The following is a 2,085-nucleotide window of genomic DNA, read 5'->3' as shown; positions in this document are numbered from 1 at the left end:
CCCCATTCTCTTCGGCGATGTGTCGAAGGGCGTCGGTCTGCTCCTCAGAAAAGCTCTTTCGAGACGCAATAATTCCCGTGAGCACGCTCTCGCGGACTCCACACGAGGGAGCAGTGCGGCTTTTCTCAACCGCATCAAAGATGCTTTTTTCTATTTCGAGCATCTCGCGGGTCGTAAAACGCGACTCACCGCGTTGCCCTCCCAAGGAACTTCGCTGCTCTCCCAGGTAGATGATTTCCGGGCTATCGTGAAGCTGCTTCTGAGCATGGGATATTGCATCATTGGCCCGGATGCCCCGCCCTGGCGCGGCCTCCACCATCCGGCGCAGGAACTCGCGCTCTGAGAACGTGCTGGACTGCTCGGTGACTTTGCCCTGAACCTCCCCGAGCGCCTGGGCGAGCTGCACCTTGGGATCACGCTCTGGCACAGGCTTTCCAATGACATCGTAGGTCTGCGCCTGACTCCAGCCGTGCCCACGACCAAACTCGTGCCACTTCTCAAGCAGCTCCTCACGAGGCACATGCCCTTTCACACTTCGGGTTGAAAGAGCTGCAAACGCCGCCGCCTCGGGGCTGTCCCACCCCTTCTCCTGAAGGACAGTCTCTATCTCGGCCCGCCGCTTGGAGAACTCATCACAGAGCGTTTTGGGAACGCCGCTCACCTGAAAGTAAATCCCGTCGCGCTTCACCTCGATACCTACGCTCTGCTCTAACTGGTAGGCAAACTCAGCGCGGTAAATCGCTCCAGCGAGCATCTTGGACTTGAAAATATCCTGGGCGTCCAGTGTCCCAAATGTCCCATCCTGGCGCTGAGTGATATTCAGAAGAAGCGCGTGAGTATGGAGCTGCGGGTCTTGGGCGCGACTGGTACCGTGCTCAAAGGTCGCATAAATGAGCTTGCCTAGCTCGTGCTGCTGCCCCCCCTTCCCGCGCCGTGCCACTTCACAGGAACTCTCAAGGTAATCAAGCGCAACTTTTACAGCGGCAAGCTGGGCGTCTTGAATGGCTTCTCGCGTTGATTGGTCCGCCTGGCTCCAGAGTACCGAAACGGACTTCGGCGCGGAGAAAGTCAGATCCCAACCAGGCCGGTGACCCTTTCCATTTTGAAGCTCCACGAGCGTTGCATCGCTTACGGGATGAAACCCTTCAAAGACCCTTGTGAGCTGCTGGCCATCCACTTGCCCCACGAGCCCGAGCGCCTCCGCTCCTTGCCCATGCCAGATTCCTGGCGGCTCCCCGCCGTCCATATAGTAGTCCTGACGCGCAAGGCCGATATAGTAGGACGACTGTCCCTGTGCCATCACTCCAATAGAAAGCATGTGACTACCTCAGGTTCTCCGTTACCCACTGGCTGGCCTCTTCAGGCGAGAGCTTCATGAACTCAAGGAGCGCCTCAAACGCTCCCGCAACGTCATTGCGAAGCCGCTTGAGTTCCTCGCGGCTCTTAGCATCTTTAGTGTGAAGCTCCCGAATCTCACCCTTTAAGTTGCTCTCCAGAGACTCACGCATTAGGCGGCGAGCGTACTCGCCCGGCTTCATGTCGTACTTCTTAGCCTCCCCTGAAAGCTCCTCATAATCGTGAGCGGCGAGCCCGAAAGTGACCCGCTTAAGCCGGGTGGGCTTGGGAGTTTTGGGAACCTCAGTGCGGGCGATAAGCTCGGCCTTCAGGCGCTCCAGGTTGGCCCTGTCGTACTCGATAACGGGGCGAGTTTTGCCCTGGGCGAGGCGGTAGGAAAGACGCCCAGACTTTCGATAATTCAGAAGAGTACGGGCGGTTACAGACAGGTACTGGGCAGCTTCTTGCTCGCTCATCACAGAAGGATTCGGGGTCATCACAGAAGGCTTCTCGGTCATTACAGGGGTATTATATCAAAACTCGAAGCAGAAAAGACGAAAAACACCTTATAAAGGTGAGTAAGGTGTGAACCTATTTTAGAGACATCTCTTCTGGAAAAACTCTTCTCAGTCGGAAGGCCTGAAATTGCGACGTGAAGCAAGGATATAAAGCGTCGTTGCAGGCTCGTCCGGGTACCAAAGTGGCGAAGCGTTTTGCTGAAGCACTTGCCCGAAGGCAGCTTGAATGACA

The 2,085-nt window shown here is 56.5% G+C and carries 2 protein-coding genes; both read right to left on the bottom strand.

Going from position 1 to position 2,085, the window contains the following annotated elements; translation table 11 throughout:
* On the bottom strand, nt 1–1,318 hold a 1,318-nt coding region (gene mobF / locus RMO15_RS08055), incomplete at its 3' end, for a MobF family relaxase (RefSeq protein WP_309710281.1).
* A 4-nt stretch (nt 1,319–1,322) separates the two neighbouring features.
* Complete coding sequence (locus tag RMO15_RS08050; RefSeq protein ID WP_309710280.1) at nt 1,323–1,853, bottom strand: hypothetical protein; 531 nt, start codon at nt 1,851–1,853, stop codon at nt 1,323–1,325.
* Nucleotides 1,854–2,085 lie beyond the last annotated feature (232 nt).

Source organism: Armatimonas sp. (assembly GCF_031410135.1).
GTDB lineage: Bacteria > Armatimonadota > Armatimonadia > Armatimonadales > Armatimonadaceae > Armatimonas.
This window is presented reverse-complemented; position numbering and strand designations above follow the sequence as displayed.

Excerpts from the sequence above, each read along its gene's own strand:
- RMO15_RS08050 (WP_309710280.1), bottom strand. The coding sequence starts at position 1,853 with ATGACCGAGAAGCCTTCTGTGATGACCCCGAATCCTTCTGTGATGAGC.